The sequence below is a fragment of the Kosakonia oryzendophytica genome (genome assembly GCF_900094925.1).
GTDB classification, from domain to species: Bacteria; Pseudomonadota; Gammaproteobacteria; order Enterobacterales; family Enterobacteriaceae; genus Kosakonia; species Kosakonia oryzendophytica.
On sequence record NZ_FMAY01000011.1, the window covers coordinates 79,118 to 96,927 of the forward strand.

At 55.1% G+C, this 17,810-nt stretch carries 17 protein-coding genes; 7 read left to right on the forward strand and 10 right to left on the reverse strand.

Annotation, left to right across the window (positions count from 1 at the left end):
- Positions 1-34: 34 nt before the first annotated feature.
- A complete protein-coding gene (locus tag GA0061071_RS17695) occupies positions 35-571 on the reverse strand; it encodes a YniB family protein (RefSeq protein ID WP_061495070.1) in 537 nt (178 codons plus the stop codon).
- Between the two features lie 144 nt (positions 572-715).
- Between GA0061071_RS17695 and hxpB the strand changes: the two genes are divergently transcribed.
- From hxpB to GA0061071_RS17715, 4 genes are all read left to right on the forward strand, one after another.
- Positions 716-1,384: a hexitol phosphatase HxpB gene (gene hxpB / locus GA0061071_RS17700; RefSeq protein WP_088236909.1), complete on the forward strand. Its 669-nt coding sequence runs from the start codon at positions 716-718 to the stop codon at positions 1,382-1,384.
- 140 nt (positions 1,385-1,524) lie between these two features.
- Positions 1,525-2,286: a 2-dehydro-3-deoxy-D-gluconate 5-dehydrogenase KduD gene (gene kduD, locus GA0061071_RS17705; RefSeq protein ID WP_061495066.1), complete on the forward strand. Its 762-nt coding sequence runs from the start codon at positions 1,525-1,527 to the stop codon at positions 2,284-2,286.
- Between the two features lie 98 nt (positions 2,287-2,384).
- Positions 2,385-2,975, forward strand: coding sequence for a metal-dependent hydrolase (locus GA0061071_RS17710; protein ID WP_061495064.1), 591 nt, complete (start codon positions 2,385-2,387; stop codon positions 2,973-2,975).
- Positions 2,976-3,105: 130 nt separating this feature from the next.
- Complete coding sequence (locus tag GA0061071_RS17715; protein WP_061495062.1) at positions 3,106-4,497, forward strand: L-cystine transporter; 1,392 nt, start codon at positions 3,106-3,108, stop codon at positions 4,495-4,497.
- 96 nt (positions 4,498-4,593) lie between these two features.
- Here GA0061071_RS17715 and cedA read toward each other — a convergent pair whose 3' ends face one another.
- Entirely contained in the window at positions 4,594-4,851 is a 258-nt protein-coding gene (gene cedA / locus GA0061071_RS17720; protein WP_276326311.1) for a cell division activator CedA, read from the reverse strand.
- 203 nt (positions 4,852-5,054) lie between these two features.
- Between cedA and katE the strand changes: the two genes are divergently transcribed.
- Entirely contained in the window at positions 5,055-7,313 is a 2,259-nt protein-coding gene (katE, locus tag GA0061071_RS17725) for a catalase HPII (RefSeq protein WP_088236910.1), read from the forward strand.
- A gap of 64 nt (positions 7,314-7,377) precedes the next feature.
- Here the strand turns inward: katE and osmE are convergent, their stop codons facing one another.
- Positions 7,378-7,719, reverse strand: a complete 342-nt coding sequence (gene osmE, locus GA0061071_RS17730; RefSeq protein WP_061495056.1) for an osmotically-inducible lipoprotein OsmE — start codon at positions 7,717-7,719, stop codon at positions 7,378-7,380.
- A gap of 253 nt (positions 7,720-7,972) precedes the next feature.
- On the opposite strand from osmE, the gene nadE reads away from it, so the two are divergent.
- Both nadE and cho read left to right on the forward strand, forming a co-directional pair.
- Complete coding sequence (nadE, locus tag GA0061071_RS17735; protein WP_061495054.1) at positions 7,973-8,803, forward strand: ammonia-dependent NAD(+) synthetase; 831 nt, start codon at positions 7,973-7,975, stop codon at positions 8,801-8,803.
- Between the two features lie 84 nt (positions 8,804-8,887).
- A complete protein-coding gene (gene cho / locus GA0061071_RS17740) occupies positions 8,888-9,763 on the forward strand; it encodes an excinuclease Cho (RefSeq protein WP_061495052.1) in 876 nt (291 codons plus the stop codon).
- Here cho and ves read toward each other — a convergent pair.
- The 7 genes from ves to GA0061071_RS17775 form a co-directional block, all read right to left on the reverse strand.
- Positions 9,749-10,306 (reverse strand): environmental stress-induced protein Ves, encoded by a 558-nt coding sequence (gene ves / locus GA0061071_RS17745; protein WP_061495051.1) that lies wholly within the window; start codon positions 10,304-10,306, stop codon positions 9,749-9,751. The genes cho and ves overlap by 15 nt on opposite strands.
- 308 nt (positions 10,307-10,614) lie before the next feature.
- Complete coding sequence (spy, locus tag GA0061071_RS17750) at positions 10,615-11,097, reverse strand: ATP-independent periplasmic protein-refolding chaperone Spy (RefSeq protein WP_061495049.1); 483 nt, start codon at positions 11,095-11,097, stop codon at positions 10,615-10,617.
- 314 nt (positions 11,098-11,411) lie between these two features.
- Entirely contained in the window at positions 11,412-12,377 is a 966-nt protein-coding gene (gene astE, locus GA0061071_RS17755) for a succinylglutamate desuccinylase (RefSeq protein WP_061495047.1), read from the reverse strand.
- 11 nt (positions 12,378-12,388) lie between these two features.
- Positions 12,389-13,714 carry an N-succinylarginine dihydrolase gene (gene astB, locus GA0061071_RS17760; RefSeq protein ID WP_061495045.1) on the reverse strand — a complete coding sequence of 442 codons (1,326 nt, stop codon included), beginning with the start codon at positions 13,712-13,714 and terminating at the stop codon, positions 12,389-12,391.
- Positions 13,711-15,189 (reverse strand): succinylglutamate-semialdehyde dehydrogenase, encoded by a 1,479-nt coding sequence (gene astD, locus GA0061071_RS17765; protein ID WP_061495043.1) that lies wholly within the window; start codon positions 15,187-15,189, stop codon positions 13,711-13,713. Before astD ends, astB begins: the two co-directional genes overlap by 4 nt.
- On the reverse strand, positions 15,186-16,220 hold the full coding sequence (gene astA, locus GA0061071_RS17770; protein ID WP_088236911.1) for an arginine N-succinyltransferase: 1,035 nt from the start codon (positions 16,218-16,220) through the stop codon (positions 15,186-15,188). Before astA ends, astD begins: the two co-directional genes overlap by 4 nt.
- Positions 16,217-17,437 (reverse strand): aspartate aminotransferase family protein, encoded by a 1,221-nt coding sequence (locus tag GA0061071_RS17775; protein WP_088236912.1) that lies wholly within the window; start codon positions 17,435-17,437, stop codon positions 16,217-16,219. Before GA0061071_RS17775 ends, astA begins: the two co-directional genes overlap by 4 nt.
- Positions 17,438-17,810 lie beyond the last annotated feature (373 nt).

Sequence of the window (17,810 nt, forward strand, 5' to 3'; positions counted from 1 at the left end):
CCGGTAAGCGCGGTTGCGCGCCGGGCGCGTCACATCACAAAAAACCAAGCAGCTTAAAGAAGAAGTAACCCGCGACAATGATAATCACCGGCAGCACATACAGCGGAAAAATCTGGAGCAGAATGGTGTGATGCGGTACGACAATGCGCGCTTCAAGCTGCGCACGGGACAACCCTTCCTCACCTTTGGCATTCTCAAGGATCGCCTGATCCTCTAAACCTTCACGCAGAAAACGCACCTGACGACTCATGCGCGCTCCCGAGGCTTGCAATGCCAGCCCCACAAAGATCAACACAAAGATTATCCAGAACAGGATATTGAGGCTTTGGTGGAAGTCCGGCGTCGGCGAGTTGTACCAAAACAGGTTAAGAAACGGCGTATTAAAACGCATCATTTCAATCATCACATGGGCGAAATCAAGCATCACCGCGTTGATACCGGCCTGCTTTTCGCTGTGGTCGTACATAAATTTCAGTACGGAAATAATCGTTGAAATGACGGCTGGAATGAAAATCACCCAACCCAGAACGCGTTTCAGTATGGCGATGCGTCCAGCTTGTTGATACGTCATGGATTCCCCTTGTGAGTGACGCACTGTTTGCGCCTAAGTCTACCTGCTGAGAATCATTTTCGCCTGATCTTTAAAGGCGGTATGATGCCTCTTTGTACATAATCCGTACTTTCTCCGGATAAACCGCGCTAAAAGAGAGGTGTTATGTCTGACCCGCATCAAATTCTTGCTGCCATTTTTGATATGGATGGATTACTTATCGACTCAGAGCCACTCTGGGATCGCGCTGAACTGGATGTCATAGCAAGCCTTGGGGTCGATATCACCCGGCGCAGCGAATTACCTGACACGCTGGGTTTACGCATCGATATGGTCGTCGAACTCTGGTATGCACAGCAACCCTGGAATGGTCCGAATCGCCAGGAGGTCACCGATCGCATTATCCAACGGGCGATCTCTTTGGTGGAAGCAGAGCGGCCTCTGCTTGCCGGCGCGCGCGACGCCGTTGCCTTGTGCAAAGCCAACGGCCTGATGGTGGGCCTGGCGTCCGCCTCGCCATTGCACATGCTCGAAAAAGTCCTGGACCTGTTCGACTTGCGGGAGCATTTCGATGCGCTCGCCTCCGCAGAGAAGCTGCCCTATAGCAAGCCGCATCCACAAGTTTATCTGGATTGCGCCGCCAAACTGGGCGTCAACCCGCTCTGCTGCGTTGCACTGGAAGACTCTGTCAACGGAATGATCGCCAGTAAAGCGGCGCGTATGCGCTCAATTGTCGTGCCAGACGCCGAACATCGGGACGATCCGCGCTATGTGCTGGCGAATGTCAAACTCAGCAGTCTCACGCAACTTACGCTTGCTGATCTGGTAGGTTAAGGCCGTCGGGGCAGTAATTTTGCTGTTCCGATATTATTTTTGAAACATCATTTCATTTTGTTTGTATTTTCTTCACCACCCTTCTATTCTGATCTCCAGACGCTGTGCCCTCTCACTACCATAATTTCGCCGGAGAACTCATGATACTGGATGCCTTTAAACTTGCGGGTAAAGTGGCCATTGTGACCGGGTGCGACACCGGTCTGGGTCAGGGGATAACATTAGGGCTGGCGGAAGCCGGATGTGACATCGTCGGCGTGAACCGTAAAATCCCACATGACACTGCGCAGCAGGTGCAGGCGCTGGGTCGTCGCTTTCTGGCAATACAGGCGGACTTGCGCCACCAGCAAGCCCTTGAGGACATTGTCACCGAGACGGTCGCGAAAATGGGACGTGTCGATATTCTGGTCAATAATGCCGGGACGATCCGCCGCTGCGACGCCCTCGACTTCAGCGAGAAAGACTGGGATGAGGTGATGGATCTGAACCTGAAAACGGTGTTCTTTCTCTCGCAGGCCGTTGCACGGCAATTTATCGCGCAAGGCAATGGCGGCAAAATCATAAATATCGCTTCGATGCTCTCTTTCCAGGGCGGGATACGCGTGCCCTCTTATACCGCGTCCAAAAGCGGCGTGATGGGCTTAACCCGCCTGCTGGCCAACGAGTGGGCGCCGCACAACATCAATGTCAACGCCATCGCTCCGGGTTATATGGCGACCAATAACACCCAGCAACTGCGGGAAGACGCAGAGCGCAACCAGGAGATCCTTGAGCGCATCCCTGCCGGACGCTGGGGTGAGCCCGCCGATTTGCAAGGAGCCGCGGTATTTCTCGCCTCCCGCGCTGCCGAATACATCAACGGTTACACCCTTGCCGTGGATGGTGGCTGGCTGGCCCGTTAAATTTGAACGGATTGTGACAAAGGGTTACACCGTCACCTCTTCCGCCTACTGTACAAACATCCTATACTGTATGCATCGACAGTTGAGTGAGTTTGATCATGACGGCGGAAGGACACCTGCTTTTTTCCATTGCTTGCGCGGTGTTTGCCAAAAACGCCGAACTGACGCCCGTCCTCGCGCAAGGGGACTGGTGGCACATCGTACCCTCCGCTATTCTGACCTGCCTGCTGCCGGACATTGACCATCCTAAGTCTTTTCTCGGCCAGCGTCTGAAATGGATATCAAAACCCGTCGCGCGCATGTTTGGTCACCGGGGCTTTACCCATAGCCTGCTGGCTGTGTTTATCGCGCTGACGTTGTTCTACTTAAAGGTACCGGATAGCTGGATAGTTCCTGCGGATGCGCTACAGGGGATGGTGGTGGGCTATCTGAGTCATATTCTGGCGGATATGATCACCCCCGCCGGCGTCCCCCTTCTGTGGCCCTGCCGCTGGCGCTTTCGTTTGCCATTACTGGCCCCGCAAAAAGGTAACCAGCTTGAGCGTGTACTCTGTATGGCGCTGTTTACCTATGCCGTGTGGATGCCGCAGACCCTGCCCGAAAACGGTGCAGTGCGTTGGTCATCGCAGATGATTAATACACTGCAAAACCAGTTTAATCGCTTTATTCATCAGCAATCCGGCCATTAATCAGCCAGTAATTCCGCTTTTGGCATATACCATTCCATTTGGATATAAGAGCACCCCGGCACTTCTGCTAACCTTGCGCCACGGGATCAACCGCCAGGGTGATCCGAATAATGATATCAGGAGAACGGGGATGAACTTTCCATTAATCGCGAACATCGTGGTGTTCGTGGCACTGCTGTTTTTGCTGGCGCAGACTCGTCACAAACAGTGGAGTCTGGCAAAAAAAGTATTGATCGGTTTAGCGCTCGGCGTGGTCTTTGGGCTAGCGCTGCAAGCTGTTTACGGATCCGATAACCCGGTACTGAAGACATCAATCCAGTGGTTCAATATTGTTGGCAACGGCTATGTACAACTGCTGCAAATGATCGTCATGCCGCTGGTTTTCGCCTCCATTTTGAGTGCCGTCGCGCGTCTGCATAACGCCTCGCAACTGGGCAAAATCAGCTTCCTGACCATCGGCACCCTGCTGTTTACCACGCTGATTTCCGCGCTGGTAGGTGTGCTGGTGACCAATCTGTTTGGTTTAACGGCGGAAGGCCTGGTACAGGGCTCCGCGGAAACTGCGCGCCTCAATGCCATTCAGAGTAACTATGTGGGCAAACTGGCGGATCTGACCGTCCCACAATTGCTGCTCTCTTTCGTGCCGAAAAACCCGTTTGCCGACCTGACTGGCGCAAACCCCACGTCGATCATCAGCGTGGTGATTTTTGCTGCCTTCCTCGGCGTGGCCGCGCTTAAGTTGCTGAAAGACGATGCGCCGAAAGGCGAGCGAGTTCTGAGCGCCATTGACACCCTGCAAAGCTGGGTAATGAAACTGGTTCGTCTGGTCATGCAACTGACACCGTACGGTGTGCTGGCGCTGATGACCAAAGTGGTCGCAGGCTCTAACATTCAGGACATCATCAAACTGGGCAGTTTTGTTATCGCTTCCTATCTGGGGCTTGGCATTATGTTTGTGGTGCACGGCTTACTGCTCGGTGTCAACGGCGTCAGCCCGCTGAAATTCTTCCGCAAAGTGTGGCCGGTGCTCACCTTCGCCTTCACCAGCCGCTCCAGCGCCGCGTCGATTCCACTGAATGTCGAAGCGCAAACCCGTCGACTGGGCGTGCCGGAATCTATCGCCAGCTTCTCGGCTTCCTTTGGCGCCACCATCGGCCAGAACGGTTGTGCGGGCCTTTACCCGGCAATGCTGGCCGTCATGGTTGCACCGACGGTAGGCATTAACCCGCTTGATCCGGTATGGATTGCCACGCTTGTCGGGATTGTGACTGTTAGCTCAGCCGGTGTGGCAGGGGTTGGCGGCGGTGCAACATTTGCTGCGCTGATCGTGCTGCCGGCAATGGGTCTTCCGGTCACGCTGGTTGCACTGCTGATCTCGGTAGAACCCCTGATCGATATGGGACGCACCGCGCTCAACGTGAACGGCGCAATGACCGCAGGCACGCTCACCAGCCAGTGGTTAAAACAGACCGACAAAGCCGTACTGGACAGCGAAGACGACGCCGAACTGGCGCATCGCTGAGTCCGGATAACACAAAGGCGGGGAATCTCCCCGCCTCTCTCATCTCTATGCCTTCACGGCCTGTTTTACTGCTGCGGTTCCGCACGTTTTCCGCCGTTACTCGTCGTCGATTTCCCCTTCCTGGCGCATCTGCATTGCCCAGCGCTGAGCGGATTCTGGCACGTTGAATACCGGCGAACGACGAAACGTCTCCCCCATCAACACAAACGCCACGTATTTGCCACGTAACAACCAAACATCACGATACCCCTCCACTTTCAGGGCATGCTCGGGAGGCGCCGGCTCGACGCGAGGTACGTAGCTGATAACTCGACGGTTTTGTTGACGAAAAGGTTTCATAGGCGATGCGTTCACTAAATACGAATTTCACAACCGGGAAAATCCTATGATAGCCGATTGTCGCCCTGTACGTCGCGCCTGGCGTGACTTTCTCTTATTTTTCGCAGGGTTCCCACCTGCCGCCTCGTACAGCCATTGCCAGGGGGGTGATCTATAGTTAGGGGTGTTTTGACGTAACCACGGCCATTTTTCAGCAATGAAAACAGGAGACGAGTTCAATGTCGCATAATGAGAAAGACCAGCATCCTCGCCAGTCCCCGGTTCACGATCCGCGTGAATCGAAACCTGGACTGGATTCCCTTGCCCCCGAAGACAATTCTCACCGCCCTTCCCCTGAACCCAGCGCCCCCGGCGAACAGCCCACCGCACCAGGTAGTCTGAAAGCCCCGGATACCGTCAATGAGAAACTCGACGCGCTGGATCCGTTTCGTAAGGGCGGTGAAAATTTTCCCCTGACCACCAATCAGGGCGTACGCATTGCCGACGATCAAAATTCACTGCGCGCCGGTACGCGCGGCCCTACGCTGCTGGAAGATTTTATCCTGCGCGAGAAAATCACCCACTTCGACCACGAACGCATTCCGGAACGGATAGTTCATGCCCGCGGTTCCGCCGCGCACGGCTATTTTCAGCCCTATCGCAGCCTGAGTGAGATAACAAAAGCAGATTTTCTCTCCAGCCCGGATAAAATCACCCCGGTCTTTGTCCGTTTCTCTACGGTGCAGGGCGGTGCGGGCTCTGCGGATACCGTGCGGGATATTCGCGGTTTCGCCACCAAGTTCTATACCGAAGAGGGGATCTTCGACCTGGTCGGTAACAATACGCCGGTGTTTTTTATTCAGGATGCGCATAAATTCCCCGACTTTGTGCATGCGGTGAAACCTGAACCCCACTGGGCTATCCCCCAAGGCCAAAGCGCGCACGACACCTTTTGGGATTATGTTTCGCTCCAGCCCGAAACACTGCATAACGTGATGTGGGCAATGTCCGATCGCGGTATTCCACGCAGTTACCGCACCATGGAAGGATTTGGCATTCACACCTTCCGCCTGGTGAATGCCGAAGGTAAAGGTACTTTCGTCCGTTTTCACTGGAAACCGCTGGCAGGCAAAGCCTCGCTGGTCTGGGATGAGTCGCAAAAATTGACCGGACGCGATCCCGATTTTCATCGCCGGGAACTCTGGGAAGCGATTGAAGCCGGGGATTACCCGGAATATGAGCTCGGGTTGCAGCTGATCCCCGAAGAAGATGAGTTTACGTTTGATTTTGATCTGTTAGATCCCACCAAACTGATCCCCGAGGAACTGGTACCGGTTCAACGTGTCGGGAAAATGGTGCTGAACCGTAATCCGGATAACTTCTTCGCCGAGAACGAACAGGCAGCGTTCCACCCTGGTCATATCGTGCCGGGTCTGGATTTCACCAACGATCCGCTATTGCAGGGGCGTCTGTTCTCCTATACCGACACGCAAATCAGCCGCCTTGGTGGGCCAAACTTCCACGAGATCCCGATTAACCGCCCCACCTGCCCTTACCATAATTTTCAGCGCGACGGCATGCATCGCATGGAGATCGACAGCAACCCGGCCAACTACGAGCCGAACTCGATCAATGACAATTGGCCGCGTGAAACGCCTCCCGGCCCGAAACGCGGCGGCTTTGAAACCTACCAGACCCGGGTGGAAGGTCAAAAGATCCGCGAACGCAGCCCGTCCTTTGGCGAGTATTACGCACATCCGCGCCTGTTCTGGCTGAGCCAGACACCGTTTGAACAACGCCATATTGTTGATGCTTTCAGCTTTGAGCTCAGTAAAGTGGCGCGCGGCTATATTCGCGAACGGGTGGTTGATCAACTGGCACATGTCGATGTCACGCTCGCACAGGCGGTGGCGGAAAACCTCGGTCTGACGCTAAGTGATGAACAGCGCAACATCGCGCCGCCAGCGGATGTCAACGGCATCAAAAAAGATCCGGCGTTAAGTCTGTATGCCGTCCCGGACGGGAAGGTAAAAGGCCGCGTGGTCGCCGTGCTGTTGCATGAAAATGTCAGTGCAGCGGATGTACTGACCATATTACAGGGACTGAGCGCACAGGGTGTCCATAGCAAGCTGCTCTTTTCACGGATGGGGAGCGTTACCGCCGATGATGGATCCGAACTGCCGGTTGCCGCGACCTTTGCGGGTTCACCGTCTCTTACGGTCGATGGGGTAATTGTGCCCGGTGGTAATGCGGAGGGGCTGTTGCAAAACGGCGATGCCAAATACTACCTGCTTGAAGCCTATAAGCACCTGAAAACCATCGCCCTGTTTGGCGATGCACGTCAGTTTAAACCTCTTCTGGGTGTGGATGCGCAAGGCGAAGAAGGGATCGTGGAAGCAGACAGTGCCTCGGCCATGCTGATGGATGATTTTCTCACCCTGCTGGCTACGCATCGCGTGTGGTCACGGATGCAAAAAATCGACAGCATTCCCGCGTAATGCGGTAGCAGAAAAAAACCGGCCATGCGGCCGGTTTTTCTTGCTCAGGCTGAAAAGAAAAAAGTTACTGCTTAGGTGCTTGCGGATCGGTGTCGTACTCGGCGCAGGTCTGATAACCGGAGTTCATGACGTGACCGGTCTCATCCAGTGCAACAAAGTAGGTTTCTGTTTTACCGTCACGTTGGCCCAGAATATAAGTCTGGCACGTACCACGTGCATGGATCATGGTCACTTCGGATGAAGGACGGCCAGCAACCTGCATGACCTGCTGGCGGCTCATGCCTTTTTTCACATCTTTCACCACTGGCTGGCTCACCTGATCTTTGGCGCGATCGTAGGCCGTACACCCTGCCAGCATCGTCAGTACCGCCGCTGCACCCAGAATTCCTGCGATGTTCTTGTTCATATTCCATCCTCTTGTTTATCCGCTTGTGTATCAGCGTGTTATCTAAGCCTGGAATATAAAATTGCATTTTTCAACTATACGACAGCGATGGCATAACTTTCGGAAAGTTCTAATAAAACGGAAATAAGCAACTAAAATGCCTTAAATTGCGACACTCAAATCTGTGATCCTTGTCGTTTTACCGGCAAAGGGTTACTTTGAGCCCATCATCTATTTGCAACCTGCAAAGCAGGATTACATAACGGAGGGGTAAATGACTCTGCAACAAGAGATTATTCAGGCGTTAGGCGTGAAACCCGCCATCAATGCCGAAGAAGAAGTTCGCCGCAGCGTAGACTTTCTGAAAAGCTATCTGAAGACCTATCCCTTTTTGAAATCGCTGGTGCTCGGCATCAGCGGCGGCCAGGATTCTACCCTGACAGGCAAAGTGTGCCAGATGGCGATTTCTGAGTTGCGTCAGGAAACCGGCGATGCCACCTATCAATTTATCGCTGTCCGTCTCCCCTACGGCACCCAGGCGGATGAACAGGATTGCCAGGACGCCATCGCGTTCATCCAACCGGATCGCGTGCTGACGGTTAACATTAAAAGCGCAGTGCTGGCCAGTGAACAGGCGCTGCGCGATGCCGGTATTGAGCTGAGCGATTTCGTGCGCGGCAATGAAAAAGCGCGCGAAAGAATGAAAGCGCAGTACAGCATTGCCGGGATGAGTAAAGGCGTGGTAGTCGGCACCGATCACGCAGCGGAAGCGGTCACCGGCTTTTTCACCAAATACGGCGATGGCGGCACCGATATCAACCCGATTTTCCGGCTGAACAAACGCCAGGGTAAACAGTTGCTCGCCTGGCTGGGCTGCCCGGAACATCTGTATAAAAAAGCCCCGACGGCTGATCTGGAAGACGATCGTCCGTCGCTGCCTGATGAAGCTGCACTGGGGGTGACCTACGAAAATATTGACGACTACCTGGAAGGGAAAACGTTGGATGCCGCCACGGCGCATATTATCGAGGGCTGGTATCTGAAAACCGAGCACAAGCGTCGCCCGCCGATCACGGTATTCGACGACTTCTGGAAAAAACAATAATTCTTCAGGGCGGCGCAGGCCGCCTCTTTTTTAACCGGACCGCGCCTGCTATACTGGATAAGTAAACAGTATCAGGAGTCAGTGGTGGTCAGGCGTCTTTCCGGCCCGCGTCCCGAGTTCGACGCTGCGGCAATCTATGAATATCCCGAACATCTGCGCCCGTCGCTTGAGGCTATGCCCAGGCTGCCCGGCGTCTATATTTTCCACGGTGAAAGCGACGCCATGCCGCTCTATATCGGTAAAAGCGTAAATATCCGCAGCCGTGTCCTTTCCCATTTGCGAACCCCGGATGAAGCAGCCATGCTGCGCCAGTCGCGACGTATTACCTGGATTTGCACTGCCGGAGAGATGGGCGCGTTGTTGCTGGAAGCCCGGCTGATTAAAGAGCAGCAGCCGCTATTCAATAAGCGTCTGCGGCGCAACCGCCAACTCTGCTCGCTGCGGTTGAGCGGCGAGAAGCCGCAGGTGGTGTATGCAAAAGAAGTGGATTTTTCGACCTCCCCGGACCTGTACGGCTTGTTCGCTAACCGCCGGGCGGCGTTGCAGGCGTTACAGTCGATCGCGGACGAAGAGAAGCTCTGTTATGGCCTGCTCGGATTGGAGTCGCTGACACGTGGTCGTCCCTGTTTTCGCGCCGCGCTGCACCGCTGTGCAGGTGCCTGCTGCGGCAGAGAGACACCCCAGGCGCACCAGATGCGTTTCACTGCCGCAATGGCGCGTTTGCAACTGGTGTGCTGGCCGTGGCAAGGCCCTGTCGGACTCAAAGAACAAGGTGAGGCGATGACGCAATATCACATCATCCATAACTGGCTGTGGTTGGGGTCGGTCACTAACCTGAACGATGCCGGGGCGCTGTTGCGTACTCCGGCAGGATTCGATCATGACGGCTACAAAATTCTCTGTAAGCCGCTGATGGGTGGCGAGTATGAGATAACCGAACTGGCCTTAATGACCCGGTAGCCAGGCGATCTCACTGAACAATAACTGCCCTTCAGGTTTGAGCAGACGCAGAGTATGCCGCCCTTCCTGCCAGTACGCTCCCTGATCGGTCGTCAGTAGCTTATCGCCCAGTTGCCATGCGCCACTGAGGACAAAAACCACGCCACCACGCTCGCCAAGGGTCGTAAAGGTGCGATCGGCAATGCGCACTTTCGCACGACAGCGATCGCGGCGAGTGAGGATATTAAAATCCATCGACATCTGGCCGTCTGACAGCTCCGCTTTTACCGGTTGCTCACCGGCAAACGTAAAAGGCTGGTGCCGTTTGAGGGTATGGCAAAAAGCACTGCCGCCATCCAGGGTGACTTCCCCGCCTTCAATCAGCGTGATCACGCGATCAACCCCGGGAAATTGCGAGAATTCGCCGTTACTGGCAAGCGATGCAATACTTGCACGCCAGCTAAAATCCCGCGTTGCCGGTGGAAAGCAACAAATTTCACGGGTTTCGCCCGCACCGTTACGCCAAAGGTTTACCGGCATTTTGCGGATATCAAAGTATTCCATCATCCCTCCTGAATGGCGCAGTATCTCGCCGGTGCCGCTGCTTCTGTGGGCAGCGTGCATACTTGTTATTGTTTAAATTGACATGCCCGGGTTATCGGCAGTTTCAATGATTTGCCTTAGGCCACTGGATAACCAGACATGTAAAAAAGTATAAATCCCAGATAAGTGACACCGCCAACGAAGGGGAGCCTGATGAGGATACCGCGCCGGTGGCGGCTGGCAAGAGGGAATGTAAGAAAAACCGCCGGCGCTGCCCACCACGTAAAACGTTGGATGGGCAAAACCGGCGGTCTTAAGAGGGGGCTGAATTATTCAGCGGATTCAGGAGGCATTTTACCTTCCGGTGCCGGGCGTTCTGTCAGACGCTTCTCAAAATTCGCATTGAACTGCTTTTTCTGCTCCGGGGTCAGAATATTGTAAATCTTGTTCTGCGTTTCCATATGCGCCAGCATACGTGCTTTATGCTGTTCTTCCATTTTGGCGATTTGCGCTTCCGCTTTCGCTTTATCGAAGCTGTCGCTGGCAATAATCTCATGCATTGCACGCATCTCTTCCACCGGCGGACGTTTCATTGCGTCACGCTGGCTTTTCATAATGTCGCGGATCTGCTGTTTCTGCGCATCGGTCAAATTCAGATCGCTGAACATCATTTCGTGCGGCCCCTTCATTCCCTTGTGATGCATCATCGGTCTGCCGTCTGCAGGCGCTGTCGTGGTGTCAGCAGCGTATGCCAGGTTAGCAGCACCGAAAGCCAGGGTAGAGGCAACAAACAGGGCGGTTAATTTACGCATAATTTTATTCCTTACTTCGGTTTTACTTACGGCGGTTGCCGTGTTGACGCTAATCACTTTACCGTGTTTATCGTCAATTAATCAGAGGGACGGTAAAACAATGAAAGTGTAAAGACCGTTTTTACGTCAAATAAGGAGGAAATAAGGATAAACCGTGGAGAGTTGAGAATTAAATATTCAACACACTGATTCAGAAGTAATTATGAAGAATTATAAATCAGGCTCACTTATAAATAAAGCCGTCAACCAGGATAAATCCGCAATTTATTCATAATGGTGATAAAAATAAGCCCCGCAATGGCAGGGCTGAATAATTACTCTATTTTTTCCAGCATTAATCCTGCCCGTAAACCAATAGCCACATTCGGATTGGGAAACAGGACATACTCCTGTTGATGCTGCACCACATAACGTTCCCCGCGATCTTCCGCCAGCAAGGTGCCGGCCTCAAAAGGGGTAAAGTTCAGCGTTTCCGGCGACATATACAGTTTGAATGCTTCACTGTGGCGGGTCAGTTGCTGTACCACCCGGTAGCGCAACGGTGGGCTTTCAGTATCCGGCGCGGGCTCCCCGGCTAATAAGGCCGCCAGCGCCCAGGCTGTTCGTTGGAACTGGCTTAAGTCATTCTCCCCAAACGGCAGCGCCTTACCCAGCTCAAGCGTGCAAGCCAGCGCGTCAAATGTCTCGCAACTGTAATGGGTAAAGGTCCCCCCAGGCGACTGATGAAACACCAGCGCCTCCATGCCCGCGCCGCCGAGCCACTCAAGAAAGAGTTCATCCCAGGGTTCCGTTCTCACCGGAAGCACCCCAAAACGTATATGGTGCGAACCGCGAATGGCGGTATGTAAATCCAGATGCCAGCGCACCCCGTCGCCGTCGGCGAAGAAGTGCGTCAGCGCCCGCTCAAGCTGCGCTGCGCGCATCGTTTCATCACTGGGAGGAATGGATTGCCAGCGTCCGCCAAACAGGCGGTTAAGATCATTTTTCAGGTAGCGTTTACCCTGTGCCAGCGCCTGCGGATTACCAAGCACCACCAGCAACCGCCAGGTCAGCGACTGCGTACCGGCAAACAGGTTCTTTAGCAAAATATCCAGCATCTCCACCGGCGCAGTTTCATTGCCGTGAATAGCGCACGAGATCACCAGCGAGCGCCCGCAAGGCTGCGGTGGCACCAGTTCCAGGATCCCTTGCTCATGCCACAGCCAGTGAATACCGCCTGACTCCCCTGACATTTTGCGCGGGATGTCGCCCGATAAGGTTGCGGCAAGAAAGTTATCCATACGGCCTCCTGTTAACGCTGGAATGGATAAACGGACCCCAAATGCAACAACTGCGTCAGCCGATCCAGCGCTTCGCGCCCTTCACGCAATAGCTGCGGATCCGCTAAATCAGCCTGAGTCAGACGATCGCGATAATAGCGATCGACCCAATTATTGAGAGTAGTAAACAGCGTGTCATTCATCATTACCGCCGGGTTAACCGCCCGCTGCTCAGCGTCGGTCAGCACCACGCGCAGGCGTAAACACGCCGGCCCTCCGCCGTTAGCCATACTTTCCCGCAGATCGAAGACCTGCAACTCGCTCACCGGGTTATCCTGCGCCAGCAGTGCATTCAGATAACGCCAAACGCCCGCGTGTGTCTGCGACTCCTGTGGCAATACCAGCATCATGCTGCCATCGTCACGACTCAGTAGCTGACTGTTAAACAGATACGTTGCTACCGCATCCGCCACCGACACCTCGCTGTCTGGTACCTGAATGGCCATGAATCCCGGCACCCGCGCCTGCAATTCCGCCAGCAAACGCGGCTGGTCGACAAACGCGTGTTCGTGGCAGAACAGAACCTGTCGGTTCGATACCGCAATCACATCGTTATGAAACACCCCCTCATCGATGACGTCCGGGTTTTGCCGGGCGAACAGCACCTGCTGTGGCCTGACCTGATTGAGACGTGCGATTGCCTGGCTGGCTTCCCGTGTCTGGCGTGCCGGATAGCGTGCAGGCGCCGTGTGCGCACTCTCTTCCCGACCATAGACAAAGAGCTGCACGCCCGGCTCGCCATAATCACCACCAAAACGGTTATGGTTTGCCGCGCCTTCGTCACCGAACATCGCCACCTGTGGCAACGCCGGATGCACAGCAAAATGCGTATCATCACGAAAGATTGCCCGTAGCAAGGCTTCGGTCGTGGGCGCTTCGATGGAACGGTGGAATTTATTGTTCAGACTGGCGACCGTCAGATGCACTTTCCCATCAAGAGAATCCGCGGACGGGCAAATCGTTGCCGCATTCGCCACCCACATCGCGGATGCGGAGCTGGCGGCGGACAACAGATGCGGCGCCTGCCGGGCCGCTTTCGCCAGCACCTGCTCATCGCTGCCGCTAAAGCCCAACTGGCGCAACACCGGCAGGCAAGGACGCTCATGCGGTGGGATCACCCCCTGCTGAAAGCCCGCATCCGCCAGCGCTTTCATTTTCAACAACCCCTGTTTTGCCGCCAGCCGCGGGTTTGATTGCTGAAAACGGTGTTTGGTCGAGGCTTCGTTGCCAAACGACAGCCCCGCATAGTGGTGCGTTAAACCGACCAGACCGTCAAAATTCACCTCACGCGCTTTCATGGCTGCTCCTCGCGGGAAAAATCCAGACCGGGACTGAGCGTCTGCGGCAGCGTTAAATCCGCCGTTTCAAGGCTTGCCATCGGCCAGGCGCAGTAATCTGCGGCGTACCAGGCGCTGGCACGGTGATTACCGGATGCGCCAACGCCGCCAAATGGCGCGGTACTGGCTGCGCCCGTCAGCGGTTTATTCCAGTTAACGATCCCGGCGCGCGCTTCCAGCAAAAGCTGGTCGAATTTTTCCCGGTCGGGGGAGATCAACCCACAGGCCAGGCCATAGCGGGTGTCGTTCGCCAGCGCAATCGCGTCCGGATAGGCATCGTAACGCCACACACACAACAACGGACCAAAGACCTCCTCATCCGGTACCTGCTCCACACCGGTCATATCAATAATCCCCGGCGTCAGCAGAGAGGTGTCTTCAACAAGTATGCGCGGCGCAAGTAAGGTTTTCCCTCCGCGTGCTTCATGCGCTTGCCAGGCCTGATAAACATGCTGCGCCGCCTGTTGCGAAATCAGTCCACCCAGAAACGGTTGTGGTTCCGCGTTCCAGGCTTGCGGGATCAGGCGCGCACTCACTGCGACCAGACGTTCAAGGAAAGCATCCCCCGCCGCCGACCGCTTAACCAACAGCCGACGGGCACAGGTACAGCGCTGCCCGGCGGTGATAAAGGCCGACTGGATCGCCAGGTGCACGGCCGCATCGATATCGTCGGGATCTTCCACAATCAGCGGGTTATTGCCGCCCATCTCCAGCGCGAGGATCTTCTCCGGTTGCCCGGCAAGCTGGCGGTGCAACTGGTAACCGGTATGCGCACTGCCGGTAAACAGCAAACCGTCCAGCCCCGGTAAGGCGCTCAGCGCTTGTCCGGTTTCACGCCCCCCCTGTAGCAGGTTGAGTACCCCGGCGGGTAACCCCGCTTGTTCCCATAATTTCACCACCGCCTCGCCGCTCCATGGCGTCAGCTCACTGGGTTTAAACAGCAGCGTGTTCCCCGCCAGCAAAGCCGGAATAATATGGCCATTCGGCAAATGCCCCGGAAAGTTATAGGGGCCAAATACCGCCAGTACGCCGTGCGGGCGGTGACGAAGCGTGGCCGCGCCATCGGCCATTTCTGTATGCTGTTCTCCGGTGCGAGTGTGGTAAGCCTTCACCGAAATCGCGGCTTTATTGATCATCGCGGTGACTTCCGTTAATGCTTCCCAGCGCGGTTTCCCCGTTTCACGGGCGATGATCTCCGCCAGCGCCTGTTTGTTGGTCTCCAACAGCGAGGCAAATGTTTCCACTATCGCTTGCCGCGCGCTGAAGGGCTGCCGTGCCCACTGTGGAAATGCCGCTCGCGCTGCCTGATACGCTTGTTCAACCTGCGCGGCATCGGCATCAAAACCGTGCCACAGTGCTTCGTGACTCACCGGATTGGTCTTCACGCGGCGCTCGCCTTGACCGGTTACCCAGTCGCCATTAATCCAGTTACTCATTTTGTTTTCTCCTCGGCGCAAAGGCGAACCAGTCGTACGTTATCACCCGGCTGGCATTTCAACGCGTCCAGCTCTGCGGGTGTGAGCAACAACCGCTCTGTGGCGGGGTCAGCGTTAATAAGCATGGCGCGGAATTGCTGGTATTGCTCATTGGCAACAATGCAGGCAGGCCATTCGCCTGGCGCCCGTTGCCCCTCGCCGGTTTCCACCAGCCGGCTTTTGCGGATTGCCCGCACGCGGTCGATATCGCACTCAAGCGTAGGCCCACCGTCGAAAATGTCGACGTAATTGCGGTAGCGGAAACCCTCTTTCTCCAGCACGGCCCGGGCAGGCGCGGTTTGCGGATGCACCTCGCCAATCACCGCCTGCGCTTCGTCGCTGAGAAAATGGGTATAGATGGGATGCTTGGGCATCAGCTCAGCGATAAATGCCTTTTGCCCGGTGCCGCACAGATAATCCGCCCGACTGAATGCCATTGAAAAAAAGCGTTTGCCCAGGCTTTCCCAGAACGGAGAGTAGCCATGTTCGTCAATCACCCCACGCATTTCGGCCACCACTTTTTCATTAAAGCAGTCGCGAAACGCCGCCATAAACAGAAAGCGGGACTTCGACAGCAAATAGCCATTCCCCTCTTTACGCCAGGCGGGATCGAGAAATAGCGTGCAGAGTTCACTGCTGCCGGTGTGGTCATTACTGAGAAACAGCGTAGGCAGCGCGTTATAGACGTTCAGCTCTTTCGACGCATGTACCTGCGTACCCACCCGGTAGTTATACCAGGGATCGTTGAGGCCAACGGCGACTTCGATGGCGCAAATCCCCGCCACGTCTCCGCTTTGGGTATCTTCCAGCACAAACACATAACCCTGCTCGCTTTTTGGCAACTCGCCGGCCCAGGTCTGACGAGAGCGCTCAATGCGCGCGGACAAAGTGGCTTCATCCACCGGTAATGAGGTTAATCCGCCACCGGTTTTCCCGGCGAGGGACATTAACGCAGGTAAATCGCCGCTGGCGACAGGACGGATCACCATCATGATGAGGACCCCGCAATGAATTTTTCGCAGGCGCGGGCAAAACGTGCAAGCCCGGTGCGGATCTCTTCTTCGCTGATATTCAACGCAGGCGCAAAACGCACCACATTCGCCCCGGCAATCAGCACCATTGCCCCTTCGGTTGCTGCCAGTTGCGCAATCTGTTTCGCACTACCGGTATGCTCTGTAGCCAGCTGACAGCCGATCAACAATCCCAACCCACGGATCTCACTAAACAGGTGATAGCGGTTATTCAATGCGGTCAGTTGTTCCGTCAGCCACTGATGGCGCTGCTTAACCCCATCAAGGGTTTCACGGGTATTGACGATATCCAGTACCGCGCCCGCCACAGCCCCTGCCAGGGGGTTCCCCCCATAAGTCGTGCCATGCGTGCCTACATTCATCACGTGGCCAAACGTCTCCGTGGTGAGCATAGCGCCAATCGGGAAACCGCCCCCCAGCGCCTTGGCCGTGGTGAGGACATCCGGCGTGACGCCATAGTGCATATAGGCGTACAGCTCGCCGGTACGGCCAACGCCGGTTTGTACTTCGTCAAAGATCAACAGGGCATGATGACGGTCACACAGTTCACGCAGCCCCTGTAAAAACGCCGTCGTGGCCGGTAAGACACCGCCCTCGCCCTGTATCGGCTCCACAATCACGGCGCAGGTGTCGTCATTGATCAGTTCGCGGGCGGAAGCTAAATCGTTGTAGACCGCATGACGGATCTCCGGTGGCAGCGGCGCAAAATCCTGCGAATAGGCAGGCTGCCCCCCGGCACTAACGGTAAACAGCGTGCGACCATGGAACGCGTTTTTGAAGGCCACAATACCGCTCTTCTGAGGACCTGCGGTGTCGTGCGCATATTTTCGTGCCAGCTTCAGCGCCGCTTCATTGGCTTCTGCGCCGGAGTTACAAAAGAAGGCACGATCGGCAAACGTCGCATCGAGCAACCGCTTCGCCAGTTTCAGCACCGGCTCATTGGTGTAGCCGTTGCCCGTATGCCAGAATTTCGCCGCTTGCTCGCTCAGCGCCTTGCAAAGCATCGGGTGCGCATGGCCCAGTGCATTGACCGCAATGCCGCCAGCGAAGTCGATATACTCTTTCCCCTGCTGATCCCATAAGCGTGAACCTTCTCCACGGACCGGGATAAAAGGCGCTGGCGCGTAGACGGGCAACATCCATTGATCAAAATTTTCACGCGTAATAGATATAGACATAGCGACCTCATCCGGTAAATGAATAGTTGATTAAATGTTAATAAATATGAACTCTTTCGCTGTAAATGTAGATTGCACAGTTCGTGCCAGCTAGCTCTAAAAGTGCATAAACGGAGTTCAACGACACTATTTCAATGACTTACAGCCTGTCGATATTCATTTTATTTGCATAAAAAGTGAATAAATTGCCAGCAGGTAGTGATGGCAGGCGGGATAAGGCGAGAGTTTATGCAATAAGAATAATTAATACTGGAACTGTGATCATCAGCGAAATTAATTTTCATCGACTGCCCTGTTTTAGCGCAACCTGCCCATAAACAGGGCGTCTGGCGTGTTTTTTGTACAAAGACGTGAATGAATCAGGGAGTGTGCC

What these genes read in the sequence shown, in the direction of transcription:
- GA0061071_RS17695 (WP_061495070.1), bottom strand. Translation starts at nt 571, where the DNA reads ATGACGTATCAACAAGCTGGACGCATCGCCATACTGAAACGCGTTCTG.
- kduD (WP_061495066.1), top strand. Translation starts at nt 1,525, where the DNA reads ATGATACTGGATGCCTTTAAACTTGCGGGTAAAGTGGCCATTGTGACC.
- nadE (WP_061495054.1), top strand. Translation starts at nt 7,973, where the DNA reads ATGACTCTGCAACAAGAGATTATTCAGGCGTTAGGCGTGAAACCCGCC.
- spy (WP_061495049.1), bottom strand. Translation starts at nt 11,097, where the DNA reads ATGCGTAAATTAACCGCCCTGTTTGTTGCCTCTACCCTGGCTTTCGGT.
- GA0061071_RS17715 (WP_061495062.1), top strand. Translation starts at nt 3,106, where the DNA reads ATGAACTTTCCATTAATCGCGAACATCGTGGTGTTCGTGGCACTGCTG.
- GA0061071_RS17710 (WP_061495064.1), top strand. Translation starts at nt 2,385, where the DNA reads ATGACGGCGGAAGGACACCTGCTTTTTTCCATTGCTTGCGCGGTGTTT.
- hxpB (WP_088236909.1), top strand. Translation starts at nt 716, where the DNA reads ATGTCTGACCCGCATCAAATTCTTGCTGCCATTTTTGATATGGATGGA.
- astB (WP_061495045.1), bottom strand. Translation starts at nt 13,714, where the DNA reads ATGAAAGCGCGTGAGGTGAATTTTGACGGTCTGGTCGGTTTAACGCAC.
- katE (WP_088236910.1), top strand. Translation starts at nt 5,055, where the DNA reads ATGTCGCATAATGAGAAAGACCAGCATCCTCGCCAGTCCCCGGTTCAC.
- ves (WP_061495051.1), bottom strand. Translation starts at nt 10,306, where the DNA reads ATGGAATACTTTGATATCCGCAAAATGCCGGTAAACCTTTGGCGTAAC.
- astA (WP_088236911.1), bottom strand. Translation starts at nt 16,220, where the DNA reads ATGATGGTGATCCGTCCTGTCGCCAGCGGCGATTTACCTGCGTTAATG.
- GA0061071_RS17775 (WP_088236912.1), bottom strand. Translation starts at nt 17,437, where the DNA reads ATGTCTATATCTATTACGCGTGAAAATTTTGATCAATGGATGTTGCCC.
- astD (WP_061495043.1), bottom strand. Translation starts at nt 15,189, where the DNA reads ATGAGTAACTGGATTAATGGCGACTGGGTAACCGGTCAAGGCGAGCGC.
- osmE (WP_061495056.1), bottom strand. Translation starts at nt 7,719, where the DNA reads ATGAACAAGAACATCGCAGGAATTCTGGGTGCAGCGGCGGTACTGACG.
- astE (WP_061495047.1), bottom strand. Translation starts at nt 12,377, where the DNA reads ATGGATAACTTTCTTGCCGCAACCTTATCGGGCGACATCCCGCGCAAA.